The organism is Marisediminicola antarctica, assembly GCF_009930795.1.
Classification (GTDB): domain Bacteria; phylum Actinomycetota; class Actinomycetes; order Actinomycetales; family Microbacteriaceae; genus Marisediminicola; species Marisediminicola antarctica.
Genome location: NZ_CP017146.1, coordinates 1,379,336 through 1,395,185, shown reverse-complemented (window position 1 = coordinate 1,395,185; position 15,850 = coordinate 1,379,336). Strand labels below are relative to the sequence as shown.

General features: G+C 67.8%; 15 protein-coding genes. 5 read left to right on the top strand and 10 right to left on the bottom strand.

The genetic code is table 11. The features are described from left to right. Positions 1-33 precede the first annotated feature (33 nt). The gene (locus BHD05_RS15690) at positions 34-351 is read right to left on the bottom strand and encodes a hypothetical protein (RefSeq protein ID WP_202614310.1); all 318 of its coding nucleotides are present in this window, start codon (positions 349-351) and stop codon (positions 34-36) included. After that, entirely contained in the window at positions 348-1,226 is an 879-nt protein-coding gene (gene mca / locus BHD05_RS06640) for a mycothiol conjugate amidase Mca (protein ID WP_161885728.1), read from the bottom strand. Before mca ends, BHD05_RS15690 begins: the two co-directional genes overlap by 4 nt. An 80-nt stretch (positions 1,227-1,306) precedes the next feature. Here mca and BHD05_RS06635 point away from each other — a divergent pair, with 80 nt between their 5' ends. Next, on the top strand, positions 1,307-1,729 hold the full coding sequence (locus BHD05_RS06635) for a DUF4307 domain-containing protein (RefSeq protein ID WP_236966689.1): 423 nt from the start codon (positions 1,307-1,309) through the stop codon (positions 1,727-1,729). 106 nt (positions 1,730-1,835) lie between these two features. Continuing rightward, positions 1,836-2,327, top strand: a complete 492-nt coding sequence (greA, locus tag BHD05_RS06630) for a transcription elongation factor GreA (RefSeq protein WP_161885726.1) — start codon at positions 1,836-1,838, stop codon at positions 2,325-2,327. Between the two features lies 1 nt (position 2,328). Here greA and ilvA read toward each other — a convergent pair whose 3' ends face one another. From ilvA to BHD05_RS06600, 6 genes are read right to left on the bottom strand one after another with little or no spacing between them, the layout of a single operon-like run. Further along, complete coding sequence (gene ilvA, locus BHD05_RS06625) at positions 2,329-3,567, bottom strand: threonine ammonia-lyase (protein ID WP_202614309.1); 1,239 nt, start codon at positions 3,565-3,567, stop codon at positions 2,329-2,331. Beyond that, positions 3,560-4,732 (bottom strand): AI-2E family transporter, encoded by a 1,173-nt coding sequence (locus tag BHD05_RS06620; RefSeq protein ID WP_236966688.1) that lies wholly within the window; start codon positions 4,730-4,732, stop codon positions 3,560-3,562. Before BHD05_RS06620 ends, ilvA begins: the two co-directional genes overlap by 8 nt. 9 nt (positions 4,733-4,741) lie before the next feature. Further along, complete coding sequence (locus BHD05_RS06615; RefSeq protein ID WP_161885724.1) at positions 4,742-5,794, bottom strand: ABC transporter ATP-binding protein; 1,053 nt, start codon at positions 5,792-5,794, stop codon at positions 4,742-4,744. Further along, entirely contained in the window at positions 5,791-6,609 is an 819-nt protein-coding gene (locus BHD05_RS06610; protein WP_236966687.1) for an ABC transporter permease, read from the bottom strand. Before BHD05_RS06610 ends, BHD05_RS06615 begins: the two co-directional genes overlap by 4 nt. After that, on the bottom strand, positions 6,606-7,538 hold the full coding sequence (locus BHD05_RS06605; protein ID WP_161885723.1) for an ABC transporter permease: 933 nt from the start codon (positions 7,536-7,538) through the stop codon (positions 6,606-6,608). Before BHD05_RS06605 ends, BHD05_RS06610 begins: the two co-directional genes overlap by 4 nt. Positions 7,539-7,565: 27 nt before the next feature. Beyond that, positions 7,566-8,693: an ABC transporter substrate-binding protein gene (locus tag BHD05_RS06600; protein WP_161885722.1), complete on the bottom strand. Its 1,128-nt coding sequence runs from the start codon at positions 8,691-8,693 to the stop codon at positions 7,566-7,568. A gap of 177 nt (positions 8,694-8,870) precedes the next feature. On the opposite strand from BHD05_RS06600, the gene BHD05_RS06595 reads away from it, so the two are divergent. After that, a complete protein-coding gene (locus BHD05_RS06595; RefSeq protein WP_161885721.1) occupies positions 8,871-10,073 on the top strand; it encodes a winged helix-turn-helix domain-containing protein in 1,203 nt (400 codons plus the stop codon). 474 nt (positions 10,074-10,547) lie between these two features. Here the strand turns inward: BHD05_RS06595 and BHD05_RS06590 are convergent, their stop codons facing one another. Together BHD05_RS06590 and BHD05_RS06585 are read right to left on the bottom strand one after the other, a co-directional pair. Further along, on the bottom strand, positions 10,548-11,432 hold the full coding sequence (locus tag BHD05_RS06590) for a M48 family metalloprotease (RefSeq protein WP_161885720.1): 885 nt from the start codon (positions 11,430-11,432) through the stop codon (positions 10,548-10,550). A gap of 23 nt (positions 11,433-11,455) precedes the next feature. Then, positions 11,456-12,022 carry a LemA family protein gene (locus BHD05_RS06585; protein WP_161885719.1) on the bottom strand — a complete coding sequence of 189 codons (567 nt, stop codon included), beginning with the start codon at positions 12,020-12,022 and terminating at the stop codon, positions 11,456-11,458. Positions 12,023-12,216: 194 nt separating this feature from the next. Here BHD05_RS06585 and BHD05_RS06580 point away from each other — a divergent pair, with 194 nt between their 5' ends. Beyond that, positions 12,217-13,035 (top strand): FAD binding domain-containing protein, encoded by an 819-nt coding sequence (locus tag BHD05_RS06580; protein ID WP_161885718.1) that lies wholly within the window; start codon positions 12,217-12,219, stop codon positions 13,033-13,035. After that, positions 13,032-15,800 carry a molybdopterin-dependent oxidoreductase gene (locus tag BHD05_RS06575; protein WP_161885717.1) on the top strand — a complete coding sequence of 923 codons (2,769 nt, stop codon included), beginning with the start codon at positions 13,032-13,034 and terminating at the stop codon, positions 15,798-15,800. The genes BHD05_RS06580 and BHD05_RS06575 overlap by 4 nt, the downstream gene beginning before the upstream one ends. Positions 15,801-15,850: the final 50 nt, after the last annotated feature.

Genomic DNA, 15,850 nt, shown 5'->3' with positions numbered 1-15,850 from the left:
CCGCCCAGCCCCACTACTCCTGAATGGTGAAAGTCAGCGGCGGTCGTTCAGATCGGGCTCGTCCGTAGTGGTGCTGTCGACGGGCTCATCTGTGTCGCCATCGGCCGAGGCGCGCGCGATCGCCCGTGCCTCGGCCTCCTCGGCGTCGAGCTGCTCCCCGATCTCAGCGCGGTACCGCGTGCGCCGCACCCGGCGCACCATGTCGAAAGCGAGCAACACGACGATCAGCGCGAGGCCGAAGGTAGCCAGGAAGCCGATGACTCCCGGCGTGACCGTATTCGGGTCGAACTGCTCGCTCTCGGTGAGCGTCGTGAGCATCGTGAGCATCAGTAGCCCAGTCGTAAGGGTCATGCGGGCGCCTCTTCGGTCTCGGTGATTCCGGCGAACATGTCGCTCTCCGGGAGGGCGGTCTCCACCAGCGATCGGGCGAGCTCGTAGTCCTCGAACGGCCACACCTCGCGCTGGAGCTCGTTGGGCCAAAAGAAAAAGCGGCTGTCCGGCGGCACCTGGCTTGCGTGGGCGCGCAGCGCGTCGTCGCGCGTGTCGAAGAACTCGCCGCAGTCGATGTGGGTCGTCGCCGTCGCGGGGCGCGCACCCATCCACTCCCTCAACTCGGCCATCTGGGTCGTGCGCTCCGAGCCGGGCTCGGTCTCCAGCATCCGGTCGTAGACGGCGTTCAACCGGGCGGCGTTGAAGATGCGGTCGTAATAGGTCTTCGATACGGTCCAGGGCTCGCCGGCCTCAGGGTAGCGGGCCGGGTCTGCGGCGGCCTCGATCGCGTACACCGTGAGCTCGTGGGTGCGGATGTGGTCCGGATGCGGGTATCCGCCGCTCTCGTCGTACGTGTGGACGACCTGTGGCCGGAACTCCCTGATGATCTTCACGAGGGGCGCCGCCGAGTACTCAAGCGGGATGACCGCGAACGAGTTCGCCGGCACCGTCTCACCCTCCTCCGGCAGCCCGGAGTCGTGGTAGCCCAGCCAGCGGTGCTGGCAGCCGATGAGCTCCTGTGCATGGGCCATCTCGTACCGGCGCAGACCGCCCATGTCTCGATCGGCCATGGCCCGCGCAGAGAGCGCCTCATTCTGAATGTCACCCCGCTCGCCGCCGGTGCAACTGACGACCATCACGTCGACACCGTTGCTCGAGTAGTGCGCGTAGGTCGCCGCTCCCTTGCTCGATTCGTCGTCGGGATGGGCATGGACCGCAAGCAAACGCCGTGTCACGAAACTCCTAGGTAAAAGCACTTAGCCTAGAGGTAAGCCTAATCGTCACCGCGATGGCTTTCCTGCGAGAGGATCACCTTTTGTCCAGCCCCGCCCCCGCGCCCGTCACCACGGCGGAGATCGACGAACGCTACGGGCGTACGCCCGGTCGCAAGCGTTGGAATCGGCGTGGCGCGTGGGCCGCGGCGGCCGCGTTCGTGGCCGTCTTCACGGCGTGGGTCGTCTGGGGCGGGCTGGATGGCACGACCACCTCGGTCGACGCGGTCGATACCGCCCATAAGGTCATCGACGACCGATCGGTCAGCATCACCTTCCGTGCCGCGCTCCCCCCGGGCACCTCCGCGAGCTGCGCACTCCAAGCGCAAAACCAGACGCACGGGATCGTCGGCTGGAAGATCGTCGACGTACCGGAATCCGACGTGAGGGTGAGGTCTGTCACGAGCGTTGTCAATACCACCGAGCTGGCGGTCACGGGCTTGATCTACCGCTGCTGGCTCACGTAAACTTCCCCAATTACCAGGAGAGACCGGCCGGAACGCCGGTCTTCTTTGTTTGTTGCTGACGCGCCCCACTTCTGCAGGGCGCACGACCCCTCCGAGGAGTATTCCCATGTCCACTGAAACAAGCGAGACTTGGCTGACCCAGGAAGCCTACGATCGACGCAGCGCTGAACTCGAACACCTGAGCGGTCACGGTCGCACCGACATCGCGAAGAAGATCGAACAGGCACGCGGCGAGGGCGACCTCAAGGAGAACGGCGGCTACCACGCCGCAAAGGAGGAGCAGGGCAAGATCGAGGCACGCATCCGTGTGCTCACCGAGCTCCTGCGGCACGCGAAGGTCGGCGCCGCGCCCCAGAACAACGGCGTCGTCGCGTCCGGCACCGTCGTGACGGCGACGATCCAGGGCGACCCGAGTGAATTCCTGCTCGGCAGCCGCGAGATCGTGGACGGCGGCAGTGAACTCGACGTCTACTCCGAGGCGAGCCCGCTCGGCGCTGCGATCCTGGGCCACAAGGTCGGCGACACCGTCGTCTACGCTGCCCCCACCGGCAAGGACATCACTGTCGTGATCTCCAAGGTCGAGCCGTACCAGCCGTAGGTCAGTACCCGACCGTCGGGTCGTAGCCCGCCTCGCGCAGGCGATCTATCACCCCGCGCACGTGCTCCGGTCCACGCGTCTCCACGCTGAGCTCGAGCTCCACCTCGCTAATCAGCGCATTGCGACCGTGTCGCGTGTGCAGCACCTCGACCACGTTCGCGTTCGCCTCCGAGATCAGTTCGGCGACGCGCGCCAGCTGGCCGGGGCGGTCGGGCAGCAGAAGCTTGAGCTTGAGGTACCGCTCGGATGCGGCGAGGCCGCGGGAGATGATGCGCTCCATCACGAGCGGGTCGATGTTGCCGCCGCTGAGGATCACAACTGTGCGACCGAGGTCCTTCACCTGACCAGTGAGGATCGCGGCCACCGCCGCGGCGCCGGCGGGCTCGACGACGAGCTTGGCGCGCTCGAGCAGCACCAGCAGGGCCCGCGCAATGTCGTCGTCGGTGACCGTGACGACCTCGTCGACGGTGTCCTTGATGATGTCGAAGTTCAGCGTCCCCGGCTTGCTCACCGCGATGCCGTCGGCGATTGTCGGCAGCAAGGCGATCTCGGTCGGCTCGCCCGCGGCGAGCGACACCGGATACGCCGCGGCGTTCGTCGCCTGCACCCCGATGATGCGCACCGTGCGGCCGTCCCGCGCAGCGGCCTGCTTAAGGGCGCTCGCGACGCCGGAGATGAGTCCGCCGCCGCCGATCGGCATGATGACGGTGTCGATGTCGGCGACCTGCTCGAGCATCTCGAGTCCGAGGGTGCCCTGCCCGGCGACGACATCCGGGTGATCGAACGGCGGGATCAGCACCGCCCCGGTGCTCTCGGCGAACTCCGCCGCGGCCCGCAACGGCTCGTCGACCGTGTGCCCGCGGAGAATCACGTCGGCTCCATAGCTCCTGGTTGCCTGCAGCTTGGGCAGCGCGACCCCGACGGGCATGAAGATCGTGGCCGCGATGCCCAACTCGCGGGCGGCGAAGGCGACGCCTTGGGCGTGGTTCCCCGCGGATGCCGCGACGACGCCGCGCGCACGCTCGTCGGCGCTGAGCTGCGCCAGCCGGTTGTACGCCCCGCGAATCTTGTACGAGCCGGTGCGTTGCAGGTTCTCGCACTTGAGGTACACAGGCGAGCCCAACAGCTCAGAGAGGTAGCGCGAGCTCTCCATCGGGGTGATCTCGGCGACACGCGAGACTCGCTCGCGCGCCGCCTCGATCTCCGCCAGGGTGGGGCCGGCCAGTGTTTTCTCAGGCATTCCGCGTGACATCCTTCGCATTCGGATCAGAGTACGGGGTTTCCCTCCACGCTCCGCTCGACACGTACGCCGCCATCGTGTTCACCGTTGCAACGATGGGCACTGCGAAGAGGGCTCCGGGGATGCCGGCGAGGAACCCGCCAGCCCCCACCGCGAGTACGACGGCGAGCGGATGCACCTTGACAACTGCCCCCATCACGAGCGGCTGCAGCACGTGACCCTCGATCTGCTGCACGAGCAGCACGCCCGCGAGCATGATGAGCGCGATGACCGGGCCCTGGTAGACGAGTGCGATGAAGACGGCGATGGTTCCGGTGAGCACGGCACCAACGATGGGGATGAACGAGCCGAGGAAGACTGCGACGGCGATAGGAATCGCGAGCGGCAGCTGCAGGATGAGTGCGATGCCGCCGATGCCGACGGCATCGACGGCGGCGACGAAGACCTGCACGCGGACGAACCGGGTGAGGGTCGTCCAGCCCGCGATCCCGGAGCCGTTGACCGCCGCGCGAGCGTTGCGAGGGAAGAGCCTCACGACCCAGCCCCAGATTCCCCCGCCGTCAATGAGCAAAATGAGGTTCGCGAACAGAACAAGCAGGATGCCGATCAGCACGTGTCCCGCCGTGGACCCGACCGAGAGCGCCCCCGTGACGAAGACGGCACTGTTGTCTTGGATCGACTGCACGGCCTGTCCGAGGTAGTCGGTGAGCTGCGAGTCGGTGAGCTGCAACGGAGAAGTGAGGAGGAACTCACGGAACGTACCGACGGCCTCGATCGTGCGCTCCTGAAGCGCGGGGAAGCCGTCCCTGACCTGAACGACAACAAGGTAGACCAGGGCCGAGACGATCGCGAGAATTCCCACCTCGGCGACGGTGATGGCTAGCCATTTGGGCCAGCGGTGCCGCTGCAGAAACGTCACAAAGGGCACGAGGAGGGCTGCGAGCAGTACGGCGACCATAAGCGGGACGACGATCAGTCGCAGCTGCACGACGAGAAACACGAAGATTGCGATGACCCCGGCGATCACAAGTAGACGCCAGGCCCACGCCCCGGCGATGCGCACGCCGACCGGAACCGCCTCGTCGACCCTCATCCGTCCGTCAGAAGCCTCGACGAATCCGCGCGCGGGCGTCACCGCGCGCGCCCTCCGCCTGCCGAATATCACTCGGTCATTCTAAACGCGTGGACTCGCCGAGACGGGGCGCCCTCTCAGCGTGATGTGCACGGGGTCCCCCGGCGCAGGATGGGCCCCCACCTCGTGTTGGATCGACAGGATGAGGCCGTCAGCCACCCGCACCTGCGTTCGCCGCAGCGAACCGAGAAAACTCGACGCGACCACAGTCGCCGGGATGCCCTCGACCGCGAACTCGACGTCCTCAGGGCGGATGAGCGCCGTCACCGGACCGTCGGGCTGCCGCTCCCCCAGCAGCGGAAGCCGCGTGCCGAGCACAGTGACGGTGCCGCCGACATGCTCGGCGTCGACGTGGTTGCTCAGTCCGACGAAGTCGGCGACGAAGGCGTTCGCCGGAGACATGTAGAGCTCCTCCGGCGTTCCGATCTGCTCGATATTGCCGTCGCGCATGACCGCGACACGGTCGGCGACGGCGAGGGCCTCCTCTTGGTCGTGCGTCACGAACAGCGTTGTGATTCCGAGATCGGTCTGGATGTGCCTGATCTCATCGCGCAGCTGCACTCGCACCTTGGCATCGAGGGCGGAGAGCGGCTCGTCGAGCAGCAGCACCCTCGGGCGCGTGACGAGGGCGCGGGCGAGAGCGACGCGCTGTTGCTGGCCACCGGAAAGCTGGTGTGCGTAGCGGCCCTCGAGGTGGCTCAGACCGACGAGTTCGAGCGTCTCCGAGGCCCGCCGGCGGCGCTCGCTCGCGGCGACCTTGCGCATCCGGAGCCCGAATTCGACGTTCTCGATCGTCGTCAGGTGCGGGAAGAGCGAATAGGACTGGAACACCATTCCCATGTCGCGCTTGTTCACGGGCACGTTGACCACGTCGACGCCGTCGATGAGGATGCTGCCGCCGTCGACGAGCTCGAGGCCGGACAGCGCCCGCAGTGCCGTCGTTTTACCGCATCCGGAGGGTCCGAGCAGGGCGACGAACTCCCCCGGTGCGACCGACAGGTTCACTCCGCTCAGGGCCCGCTGGCCCGCGAAGTCCTTGATGACGTCGACGAACTCGACTGTTGCTCCCGGAGTTTGCTGGGTGGTGTCGCTCATGTGGTTTTCCGGCCTGGTCTGGTCGAGCCGACTCGACCGATGAGTAGAAGGAGGAGGAAGACGAAGGCGAGTGCCATCAGCGCGAAGATCACCGCGGCGTAGGGGTCGGACTTCGATACCTGCACAAGCGCCGTCTGCAGGTTCTGGCGGTTGAGCAGCGAGGCGATCGTGTACTCCCCCAACACGACCGCGACCGAGATGAGGGAGGCCGCGAGGATGCCGCGGCGCAGATTCGGAAGCAGCACACGCCAGAGCACGTTGAGCCAGCTGGCGCCGAGCGACCGCGCAGCCTCGGACAGCGTGATCATGTCGACCGAGGAGATGCTCGCCTGGATCGCGCGGTAGGCATAGGGCAGCACCGTGATGCCGTAGGCGAACGCGAGGGTCCAGACTGAGCTCCCGAACACCCTCACGACGATGGAGTACACCGGCGCGAGGCCGACGACGAGCACGATCGCCGGCACGGTGATCGGGATGATGCAGATGAACTCGAGCACCCGACGGAGCTTCGGAAACTGAAGTTGCACGAGGATCATCGTGGGCAGCAGCACGAACAGGATGATCGTGACGGTGACGACGGCGAGCACGAACGAGTTTTGCACCGCTTGGAACAGCTGCCGGTACTTGCTGTTCTGCTCGGGGTCGAACAGCGCCACCCAATGCTCGAGCGTGTAGCCTCCGCCGAGGCCGTCGCGGAAGGTGAACTCCATCATCGAGATGATCGGGATCGCGAATATGAGGCCCACGACCGTCAGGATTGTGCGGCGGGCCAGCCTTCCCGGCTCCGATCCGATACGCACCGCGTTGGAGGTCACTGCTGCCACCTCGCCGTGCGCGCCTGCAGGAACGAGTAGGCCGTCATGACGACCACCATGACGATGATCATGCCGAGCGCAAGGGCACCGGCGAGGTTGGACCTGCCGAGAACCGTCTCGCTGATGAGCGCCGCACGGATCTGCAGCGGCACGATTTGCGCGCCCTGGCTGATGAGCGCCGCGGCTGTCGCGTAGGACGAGAAGGCGTTCGCGAACAGCAGCAGGAGGCTGCCGAGGAACGACGGCGCGAGCACCGGCCCGGCGATGCGGGTCCAATAGGTCCAGCGGGATCCGCCGAGCGTGGCGGCGGCCTCGGCCCACTGCGGCTTGAGCCCCTCGAGCGCCGGCATGAACGTGATGACCATGAGCGGCACCTGGAAGTAGATGTATGGCAGCAGCAGCCCCGGCACCTGATAGAGCCACACGCCGTTCGCGAAGATGTCGAATCCGAGGGTGTCCTTGAGCAGGATCGTCACGAGGCCCTGGATGCCGATCGTCGCGATAAATGCGAAGGCGAGCATGACGCCGCCGAACTGGGCCAGCACACTGCTGGCCGAGCTCACGAACGAACGGAGCGGACCGTCTGGCTTCGTGCCGAGCATCGCGTAGCAGACGAGCGCCCCGAGCACCGAGCCGACGACCGCGGTGATGGCCGAGACCCAGAACGAGCTCGCGAAGGTGGCGAGGATGACCGGGTCGGTGAGGGCGCTGACGTTGTCGAGGGTGAAGGCGCCATCACCATCGAAGAAGCCCGTGCCTAACGCAATGATCGTCGGTACCGCGAGGAACAGCAGCACGTACAGCGCGAACGGAACGAGACCGAGGTACTTGGTGACACCGCGTCGGCGGCGGACACCCGACGGGCGACGCCGGGGCCCGGAGGCCTCGGCGTCGCCACTCAGGATTTTCGGCGCATTAGCGACAGTCATGCCGCGCTGCCGCCGAGGGTGGTGGCTCTAGCCAATGGCCGCGGCCCACTTCTCGGCCAGCAGTGCAGCCGCTGCTTCACTCTGCTCGGTCGTCGGCGTGACGAGATCCTCGGGCAGCTCGCCGACTGCGTCGAGGGCACCCTGATCGACCGTTCCCGCGTCGACCATCGCGACGAGCGTCACGGGGTAGGCGCCGGCGGCGAGGTACAGGTTCTGCGCCTCGGGGCTGAAGATGAACTCCTGCCACAGCCGCGCGGCGGCCGGGTGGGGCGCGTCGGCGTTGATGGCCTGGTTGTAGTAGCTGGTGTACGCGACGCCGGGAAGCGTCGTGACCTCCCAACCGTCAACCGTCGAGGCGACGGCGAGGTTGTTGTAGCTCCAGTCGAAGACGACGGGGGTTTCACCCGACGCGATTGTCGCTTCCGTGGGGTCGAGCGGCAGGAAGTTGCCCGCCGCGTTGAGCTCCGAGAAGAAGTCGATGCCGGGCTGGAAGTCGTCGAGCGATCCGCCGCGCTGCGCTGCCGCGAGGCCGACGGCCGCGAAGGCCGCACCGGCCTGGGTCGGGTCGCCGTTGATGGCGACCTTGCCCTTGTAGCCCTCACCGAGCAGGTCGTCGAGCGACGTCGGCTCGTCGACTTCGTTGGAGTTGAACCCGATCGACATGCTGCCGGTGTAGTCGTTGACCCAGAGGCCGGTCGACTCCTTGTTCTCGTCGGGGATCTCGGCCCAGTTGGCGACCTGGTAGGGCGCGAAGTAGTCGAGGCTGTCGAGTGCGACAGCGGTGCCGAGGTCGAAGACGTCGGGGGCGGTGTCCTGGCCGGCGAGGTTGTCGGCGGCCGTGATCTCCTCGGCGCTGGAGACATCGGGGTCGGCGGAGTTCACGGTGATGCCGTACTTCTCCTCGAACGCGGCGATGATCAGTCCGTAGTTGGCCCAGTTCTCGGGGAGCGCGATGACGTTGAGCTCGCCCTCCTCCTGAGCTGCTTCGACGAGGGCGTCGAGTCCGCCGAAGTCTTCCGCGCTCGTCGCGGTGGCGGCGTCGACGCCGCCGTCGTCGGCGCCGTCTGTGCCGGAATCCGTCCCGGCACAGCCGGAAAGCGTGATCGCGACTGCGGCGATTGCCGCGAGGCCTGCGAGGTTTCTCTTTCTGAACAAGGCTTCCTCCTGAATTGGCCCGGCGTGCCGCCCACGCTGTGTTGTGGGCAGATGGGATACCGGGGACCTTTTCGGAGCATACTCACGCTCGACAGGTGAGTGGCACCCCTCCTGCTTAACGATTGGACAATGGTTCGTGATGATTTGGAAGTCGGCGACGATGGTTAAGCTCGGTTCGTGGCCGACGACATCTCTCCCGCCCGGGCGCGCCGGATCGCGCTCGCCGCGCAGGGCTTCGGTCGGACGACCGTGGCGGCACCGGGCATCCGGCAACTCAACCTCGCGATCGGGCGGCTCGGGCTGCTGCAGCTCGACTCGGTCAATGTCTTCGAGCGCAGCCACTACCTGCCCCTGTTTGCCCGGCTCGGCGCCTACGACAAGGCTGCACTCGACCGTCTCACCTTCGCCCGCGGCGGTCGTTATATCGAGTATTGGGCGCACGAAGCGGCCATCATCCCCGTCGACACGTGGCCGCTGCTGCGCTGGCGCATGCAGCGCTTCCGAGACCGTGCCGAGACGGATGCCGCACACTGGGCCCACGCCAACCGGCCGATGATCCAGTGGCTCAGGGAGGAACTCGCCGAGAAGGGCCCGCTCCCGGCGAGCGCCGTCGAGCACGACCTCAACAAGAGATCGGGCCCGTGGTGGGGCTGGTCCGACGTCAAGACCGGGCTCGAGGCGATGTTCCGCTGGGGCGATCTCGTGAGCGCGGGTCGAACCCGGTTCGAGCGCATCTACGCGCTGCCGGAGCAGATTCTGTCTGGTGAAGTGCTCGGGCGCACAGTGTCGCGGGAGGAGGCCCACCGCGAGCTCCTGGCCCGCGCGGCATCCGCCCACGGCATCGGCACGGCAGCCGATCTCGCCGACTACTTCCGACTCGGCCGGGCAGAGTCGGTCACGGCCCTCCATGAGCTCGAGGATGCCGGAGTGGTCTCGAGGGTCGCCGTTCGCCAGTGGAAGCAGCCCGCGTGGCTGCACCGCGATGCGCGCGGTCCGCGGCGGATCGACACGGTCGCGATGCTCTCTCCGTTCGATCCGGTCGTCTGGGACCGCCCGCGCGCCGAGCGGATGTTCGGCTTCCGCTACCGCATCGAGATCTACACCCCCGCGGCGCGGCGCACCTTCGGCTATTACTCGCTGCCGATCCTGCTCGACGACGCTCTGGTCGGGCGCATCGACCTGAAGAGCGATCGGCAGAACCGCGTGCTGCGGGTGCAGTCGGCCTGGTCGGAACCTGGCGCGCCTGCCGAGACGGCGGCGCGGCTCGTGCCTGTGTTGCGCGATGCGGCGTCGTGGCAGGGACTCGAGCGAATCGAGGTCGTCGGCCGCGGCACTCTCTCCCCGGGCCTCGCGGCAGAACTCGGGGTGGCGCTCTCCTGAGGGTCACACCACCGCGAGTCGCCCACTTATGCCCCTTGAGTGGGCCCTGACACGACACAATGGGGCAACTCGCGGGAAGAGAACGGCCACAACCCCGCGAGTCGCCCACTTGTGCCGCCTCAGCGGCCTCGAAACCGACACTTTCGGGCAACTCGCGGGAAAGAGCGCGGCCCCATCCCCGCGATCCCACGAGTCGCCCACTTCTGCGGCCTCAGAGTGCTAGGACACGACATAGGTGGGCAACTCGCGGGAAGTGAGCGGCCACACCCCCGCGAGTCGCCCACTTGTGCCGCCTCAGCGGCCTCGAAACCGACACTTTCGGGCAACTCGCGGGAAAGAGCGCGGCCCCATCCCCGCGATCCCACGAGTCGCCCACTTCTGCGGCCTTAGAGAGCCAGAACACGACATACGTGGGCAACTCGCGGGAAGTGAGCGTCCACACCCTCACGAGCCGTCCACTTGTGTCGCCTGTGTTTAGAAGCGCAGGCCGCTCTCGCGCAGGCGCTTCGCGCGATCGGCGATCGGCGGGTGCGTGCTGAACATGCGGTCGATGATGCCGGGCTTGGTGGGGTCGGCGATCCACATGTGCGCCATCGTCGAATTCTGCTTCTGCATCGGCCGCCCGTAAGCGCCAAGCTTCTCGAGGGCGCTCGCGAGGGCATCCGGATGGCGGGTGGTCAGGGCACCGGTCGCATCCGCGAGGTACTCCCGCTGGCGCGATACGGCTGCTTGCACGGCCGTCGCGACGATAGGCGCAACGATCATCGCGGCGAGCCCGAGCACGAGGAAGATCACATTGCCGTTGTTACGCCCGCCGCGGGAGAAGAAGCTCATCCGCAACAGAATGTCGGCGAGGAAGCCGACCGCGACGACGAGGCCGAAGACGATCGTCGTGACCCGGATGTCGTAGTTCTGCACGTGCCCCATCTCGTGCGCCATGACGCCCTCGAGCTCGGAATCGTCCATCAGGTCGAGCAGCCCCGTGGTCGCTGCGACGACCGCGTGCTTGGGGTCGCGCCCGGCCGCGAAGGCGTTGGGGGCGGGATCGTCGATGATGTAGACCTTCGGCATCGGCATCCCGGTCGTGATCGCGAGATTCTCGACTGTGCGGTACAGCCTCGGGTTGTCACGCTTCTCGATCTGCTTCGCCCCGCTCAGCGCGACGGCCTGGCCGCTCGAGGCGAAGTACTGGATGACCACGTAGATGAGCGCACCGACGACGGTGCCGATGAAGATCGAGTACGAGCCACTCGGGCTGTACATGAAGTTCGCGACGAGCCCGAGCGCGCCAATGAGCACCAGAAAGAGCGCAATGATGAAAATTGTGTTCCGCTTGTTGGCGGCGATTGCCCTGTACATCGGACCTTTCGACTACTCGCCGGTCAGAACTGCACGCGCGGCGGTTCCGCGATCGCGGCGGGGTTGGCGACCTCGAAGAAGTCGCGCTCGGTGAATCCGAGGCTGCGCACGAAGAGGGTGTTCGGGAACTGCTTGATCTTGGTGTTCAACTCGCGCACGCCGCCGTTGTAGAACCGGCGCGAGGCCTGGATCTTGTCCTCGGTGTCGACGAGCTCGCCCTGCAGGTGAAGGAAGTTTTGGCTGGCCTGCAGCTGCGGATAGGCCTCGGCGACGGCGAAGATGCTCTTGAGCGCGGACTGCATGTGGTTCTCGGCTGCGGAGGCATCCGCCGGTCCCTGTGCCTGGAGGGTCTCGGCTCTCGCCTTGGTGACCGCCTCGAAGACACCCTTCTCGTGTGCCGCGTAGCCCTTGACCGCCTCGATGAGGTTGGGCAGCAGGTCTGCCCGGCGCTTGAGCTGAACGGTGATGTCGCTCCACGCCTCGTCGACACGCACATTGAGGGTGACGAGGGAGTTGTAGGTCGACCACAGGTAGATGCCGGCGATGACGGCAATGAGCACAATGATGCCGACAACAATCAGGATTTCCATAGGCGCAACTATAACGGCGCTCCCCCGAATGTTGGCCGGACGTTTGCTGGACCAGCCGGGAATCTCGCGCCGCCCTCGGGTGTCGCCGGGCCGTTTACATCAGCGACACAGAGCAGGGATTTACTATCGCTTAAGCAACGCCATGAACCCGAGCCGGATTCACCCGCGTTCCGGATGCTGGCAGAAGGAGTCGCGTGGATCTAAACACCGTCGCGGCGATCCGCCAGGCGCGCGAGCGCGCCGACCTCGCCCTGGCACCCGGCGAGGCGATCCTCGGCGGCGGCTCGTGGCTCTTCTCCGAACCGCAGAACCACCTCATCGGGCTCGTCGACCTCACCACCATGGGCTGGGCTTCGATCGAGGTCACCGAATCCGGGCTCTCGATCGCAGCGACCTGCACGTTCACCGAGCTGAGCCGGTTCGAGCTCTCCGCGTCCGCCCCAGCCTGGGCCGCCGTGCCCCTCCTCCGGCAGTGCTGCACGGCGCTGCTCGGCTCCTTCAAGATCTGGCACGCCGCCACGGTCGGCGGCAACATCTGCCTCGCCCTCCCCGCCGGGCCGATGACCTCGCTCGGCGCCGCGCTCGACGCCGAGGCTCTGATCTGGATGCCGGACGGACGCGACCGGCGCGTACGCGTGCTCGACTTCGTGACGGGGGTCGAGTCGACGGTGCTTCAGCCGGGTGAGGTGCTGCGCTCGATCGAGATCCCGACGCGCACCCTCACCTCCCGCACCGGATTCCGCAAGATCGCCCTCTCCCCCCTTGGCCGCTCCGGCACGGTCGTGATCGCCCGGCTCGACACCGATGGCGGCTTCGCCGTGACGGTCTCCGGCGGCACCGACCGGCCCGTGCAGCTGAGCTTCGACGCGCTGCCGACCGCCGGCGAGCTCGCGACCCGGGTGCACGGCATCGACAACTGGTATGACGACGCCCACGGGGCTCCCGACTGGCGCCGGGCCATGAGCGCGCACCTGGCCGAGCAGCTTCGCACAGAATTGGCGGTCACCGCATGAGGTTCGAGGTCAACGGGGTACCGGTGGAGACGACTCCGGCCGCCGGGCAGAGCCTGAGGTCGCTGCTGCGCGACCAGGAGCACTTCGAGGTCAAGAAGGGCTGCGACGCCGGCGACTGCGGCGCCTGCTCGGTGCTCGTCGACGGGGTGCCGATGCACTCCTGCATCTACCCGGCCGCGCGCATCGAGGGCCGCAGCGTCACCACCGCCGACGGGCTCGCCGAGGGCGGCACGACCGCCGACGACCCGGGCGCACCGGCGCACGGCGAGGCCGGGCACCTGCATCCGGTGCAACAGGCTTTCGTCGACGGCGCCGCGTTCCAGTGCGGCTTCTGCACCCCCGGCATGGTCGTCACAGCGTCGACGTTCACCGCGGAGCAGCTGTCCGACGAGGCGAGCGGCGACCTGCCCCGGCTGATGAAGGGCAACCTGTGCCGCTGCACGGGCTACCGCGCGATCGGCGACGCCCTCTGCGGCCGCGCCAACGTCGAGCGGCCGCTGGCGGGCACCTCGATCGGCAAGTCGGTGCCCGCCCCGGCCGGGGAGCGGATCGTGCGCGGCCTCGAGCCGTTCACGCTCGACCTTGCCACCCCTGGCCTGCTGCACCTCAGCGTGCTCGGGAGCCCGCACCCGCACGCGCGCATCCGGTCGATCGACACGGCCGCGGCATCCGCCCTCTCCGGGGTGCACGCGGTGTTGACCCACCTCGACTCCCCCGACATGCTGTTCTCGACCGGGCGGCACCAGAACCGCACCGACGACCCCGACGACACGCGCGTGCTCGACACGGTCGTGCGGTTTCGCGGCCAGCGGGTCGCCGCGGTCGTCGCCGACACCCTCGCGATTGCCGAGGCCGCCTGCCGCCTCATCTTGATCGACTACGAGCAGCTGCCGGCGAACTTCGACCCCGAGCTTGCGACCGCGCCCGGAACGCCGCTTCTGCACGGCGAGAAGGGGGCGGAGTCGGGGCTCGCCGACCCGGCGGCGAACCTCGTCGCCGAGCTGCACGGCGAGATGGGCGACGTCGCTGGGGCGCTGACGGCCGGCCACGCCGTCGTGCGCGGCACCTGGCGCACCCAGCGGGTGACCCACGTGGCGCTCGAGACGCACGCAACGCGCGGCTGGTTCGACGAGCTCGGCCGCATTGTGCTGCGCACGAGCTCGCAGGTGCCGTACCTGGTGCGCGACGAGCTCTGCCACATCTTCGGGCTGCACCGCTCGCAGCTGCGGGTCATCACCGCGCGCGTCGGCGGCGGCTTCGGCGGCAAGCAGGAGCTGCTCACCGAGGACATCGTGCTGCTCGCGATGCAGAAGACCGGCCGCCCGGTGCAGTATGAGTTCAGCCGTACCGACGAGTTCACGATCGCGCCGACCCGGCATCCGATGCGCATCCGAGTGGCCGTGGCGGCGGATGCCGAGGGAGTACTGACGGCGATCGACGTCGACGTTCTGGCCGACACGGGCGCCTACGGCAACCACGGCCCCGGCGTCATGTTCCACGGCTGCAACGAATCGCTCAGCATCTACCGCTGCGCCAACAAACGCGTCGACGCCCGCTCGGTCTACACGAACAACCTGCCGTCGGGCGCATTCCGCGGCTATGGCCTCGGCCAGATCATCTTCGCCGTCGAGTCCGCGATGGACGAACTCGCCCGCGACCTGGGCATCGACCCGTTCGAGTTCCACCGCCGCAACGTGATCGTGCCGGGCGACCCGATGGTCGTCACCGATCCGGACGAGGAGACCGACCTGCTCTACGGCAGCTACGGCCTGGACCAGTGCCTCGACCTCGCCGAGGCGGCCCTCGCGCGCGGCAACGGCGTGCTGCCGCCGGCCGGCGACGGCTGGCGGGTCGGCACCGGCATGGGTGTCGCGATGATCGCGACCCTGCCGCCGCGCGGGCACTTCGCCGACGTGACCCTGTCGGTGGATGCCTGCGGCACCTACTCGGTCGGGGTCGGCACCGCCGACTTCGGCAGCGGCACGACGACCGCGCACACGCAGCTTCTGGCGAGCGCAATGAACACGCGCGTCGAGCGGATCGCGATGCGCCAGTCCGACACCGACATCGTGGCGCACGACACGGGCGCGTTCGGCTCGGCGGGCACCGTCGTGGCGGGCAAGGCGATCCTCGTGGCCGCCGGGGCACTGCGTGCGCGGCTGCTCGAGGGGGCGGCGGCACTCGTCGGCGCGGGCGGTGCTACCGCGGAGCTGAGCGAGCGCGGCGTCACGGTCGGCGACCGCCTCGTGACCTTCGCCGATCTGCTCGCGGTGACAGCGGCATCCGACTGGACGGCGACCGGCAGCGACGACGGCACTCCGCGCTCGGTCGCGTTCAACGTGCACGCGTTCCGGGTCGCGGTCGACACCGCGACCGGCGAGGTGCGCATTCTGCAGTCGATCCAGGCGGCGGATGCCGGCGTCGTCATCAACCCGGAGCAGCTGCGCGGCCAGGTCGAGGGCGGCACCGCACAGGCGATCGGCACCGTGCTCTACGAGGAGATGCGGCTCGATGGCGAGGGGCGCGTGCTCAACCCGGAGATCCGCAACTACCACCTGCCGCAGTTCGCCGATGTGCCGCACACCGAGGTGTACTTCGCCGACACCGTCGACGCGCACGGCCCGATCGGGGCCAAGTCGATGAGCGAGGCGCCGTACAACCCCGTCGCGCCCGCGCTCGCGAACGCGGTGCGGGATGCGATCGGGGTACGTCCGGTGGAGCTTCCGATGTCGCGGGACCGGGTCTGGCGGATGCTGCACGGTTGAGGCTCGTGGCACGCACCCGGTGCGCCACTGCGCGGCGGTGCTGGCCACTG